Origin of the sequence: Mucilaginibacter sp., from assembly GCF_028288105.1 — a bacterium.
Lineage (GTDB): Bacteria > Bacteroidota > Bacteroidia > Sphingobacteriales > Sphingobacteriaceae > Mucilaginibacter.
Map to the genome: position 1 here is coordinate 1 of NZ_JAQBOI010000298.1, position 2556 is coordinate 2556.

3 protein-coding genes are annotated in these 2556 nt (G+C 45.4%); 2 read left to right on the plus strand and 1 reads right to left on the minus strand.

The annotated features are described in order from the left end of the window. Positions 1-890: glutamate-5-semialdehyde dehydrogenase (locus tag JWQ85_RS19570; protein ID WP_299470982.1), on the plus strand; the 890-nt coding region annotated here is incomplete at its 5' end. A gap of 15 nt (positions 891-905) precedes the next feature. Here the strand turns inward: JWQ85_RS19570 and JWQ85_RS19575 are convergent. Beyond that, the gene (locus JWQ85_RS19575) at positions 906-1343 is read right to left on the minus strand and encodes a DUF5990 family protein (protein WP_299470984.1); all 438 of its coding nucleotides are present in this window, start codon (positions 1341-1343) and stop codon (positions 906-908) included. 299 nt (positions 1344-1642) lie between these two features. Here JWQ85_RS19575 and mnmA point away from each other — a divergent pair. Continuing rightward, positions 1643-2556 (plus strand): tRNA 2-thiouridine(34) synthase MnmA (gene mnmA / locus JWQ85_RS19580; protein WP_299470986.1); only part of this gene is annotated, 914 nt, incomplete at its 3' end.

Here is a 2556-nt window from a genome sequence, read left to right on the forward strand (position 1 = left end):
GGCCAAATGTTACGTTTGATGTTTTCGCGCTGTGTTTTAAAACGGGTAATATCAGCATATTAAAAGGTGGCAGCGATGCCGATTTTTCTAACCGGGCTATTATCAAAATCATCCACCAGGTTTTATCAGCGCATCAAATTGATGTAAATACCACCACGCTTTTGCCTGTAGAACGGGAAGCTACGGAAGCCTTGCTGAATGCCGTTGGATATGTGGATGTATTGATACCCCGCGGCAGTCAAAACCTCATTAATTATGTACGCGATAACAGCAAAGTACCCGTTATTGAAACAGGTGCAGGCATTGTGCACACTTATTTTGACGAAACCGGCGATATTGAAAAAGCGGTAGCCATAATTGACAATGCCAAAACCCGCCGGGTTAGCGTTTGCAATGCTCTGGATTGCCTTATTATCAACAGCAAACGCCTCGGCGATCTGGTACATATCACAGAACCCCTGGCACAAAAAGAGGTACAGATCTTCGCCGATAAAAAAGCCTACGAAGTATTGGATGGCTTATACCCTGCTTCACTTTTAGAAGAAGCCAAACCCGAACATTTTGGGACCGAGTTTTTGTCGATGAAGATGTCTATCAAAACGGTTGATAACCTGCAACAGGCTTTAGAGCATATCGCTATAAACAGTTCTAAACACAGCGAGGCAATTATCTCTGAAGATGAACTCAACATCGAAACCTTTTTAAACCGGGTTGATGCCGCCGCTGTTTATGTAAACACCTCTACAGCCTTTACCGATGGCGCCCAGTTTGGCCTTGGTGCCGAAATTGGCATCAGTACCCAAAAGCTCCACGCCCGCGGGCCAATGGGGCTTGAGGAGTTGACGAGTTATAAATGGGTAGTAAAAGGGAATGGGCAGGTGAGGAAGTAATTGTGCTATCAATTATTACACACCTGTTTTTTCCTGCCAGCCAGCAAACGGTTTTACGGTAGCACAGTTCGGCATACCATTTTTGCCGGTACCGGGCACGGTGGTTTCCAATTCTGCGCCCGCTGTTATTTGATCCCATATAATACCGGTTAGCGGTATTTTAAGCCGGCCGCTCCAGCCGCCACCACCTGCGTACGATCCAATGTCCAGGTAAATAAACCTGCCGCCTGTCGGCCCCTGCACAAACGGCCCGCGAAAATCGGGCAGATCATGCATATCCGGAGTGCATTTTATTTCTATCGACAATTGAAAATAGAGATCATCCCCTATTGATCGTTGTACCTGCACGGGCTCATAATTGGAGCCTGAACCTTTTTGCAAAGAGTAGATCAGGTTTACGGGCGGTTTTTCGAGGGTAATGCGCAGGGTAATACTATTGTCATTGGAGGCCATACTATGATACGGTATAAACGGGTTATTTGAAAATAAAGATAAGATTAACCTATAATATTAGTTATGCATATTGTGCCCCCTGTGAACCGCACCTTCACAATTCAATATAAAAAAATTCATCAAAATAACCCTCCGCGTAGTTTTAGGTTTCATCGCCTTTGTGGCACTGTACCTGTTTGCAGCTTGGAGCATATCTAAGATCACTGTCTCTGCAGAGCCCCCCCGTTCCAACCATTTTACCATCCTCTGACCCAAGCTATAAACACCATAAACACTAAAACATTATCTTTGCACCCAATATGAGTAAGCACGGTAGGATATTAGTGGCAATGAGTGGCGGAGTTGATAGTTCTGTAGCGGCAGTAATGCTGCATGAACAGGGCTATGAAGTCATAGGCCTTACCATGAAAACCTGGGACTATGCCGCAAGTGGTGGTAGTTCGAAAGAAACGGGCTGCTGCAGTCTGGATAGTATTAACGATGCGCGTGCCCTGGCTGTTGGTTATGGTTTCCCGCATTATATACTGGATATCCGCAGCGAATTTGGCGATTTTGTTATTGATAACTTTGTTGACGAATACCTTGCCGGCCGCACCCCTAACCCATGCGTACTGTGCAATACCCACATTAAATGGGAAGCCCTTTTAAAACGTGCCGATAAACTGGATTGCGAATTCATCGCTACCGGTCATTACGCCAATATCCGTTTACAGGATAGCGGCCGTTATGTAATATCAAAAGGTAAAGACGAAAATAAAGATCAGTCGTACGTACTTTGGGGCGTATCGCAGCAAAACCTTGCGCGTACCAAATTCCCTTTAGGCAGTTTTTCAAAACCCGAAATAAGGCAGATGGCCGTTGATATGGGTCAGCTGGAACTGGCGGGTAAAAGCGAAAGCTACGAGATTTGCTTTGTACCTGATAACGACTACAGGGCATTTCTACGCCATAAAGTAGAAGACCTTGATGAACGTGTTGGCCCGGGCAACTTCGTGCTTACAGACGGCACCGCAGTGGGCAAACACCTTGGTTATCCTTACTATACTATAGGCCAGCGTAAAGGCTTGGGCATTGCTTTGGGCAAACCTATGTTTGTTACCAAAATTCAGCCCGAAACCAATACTGTTGTTTTAGGCACTATAGAAGAACTGGAAAAGAAAGAAGCCTGGGTACGTAACCTTAACCTGGTTAAATACGATAAAATTACCGAACC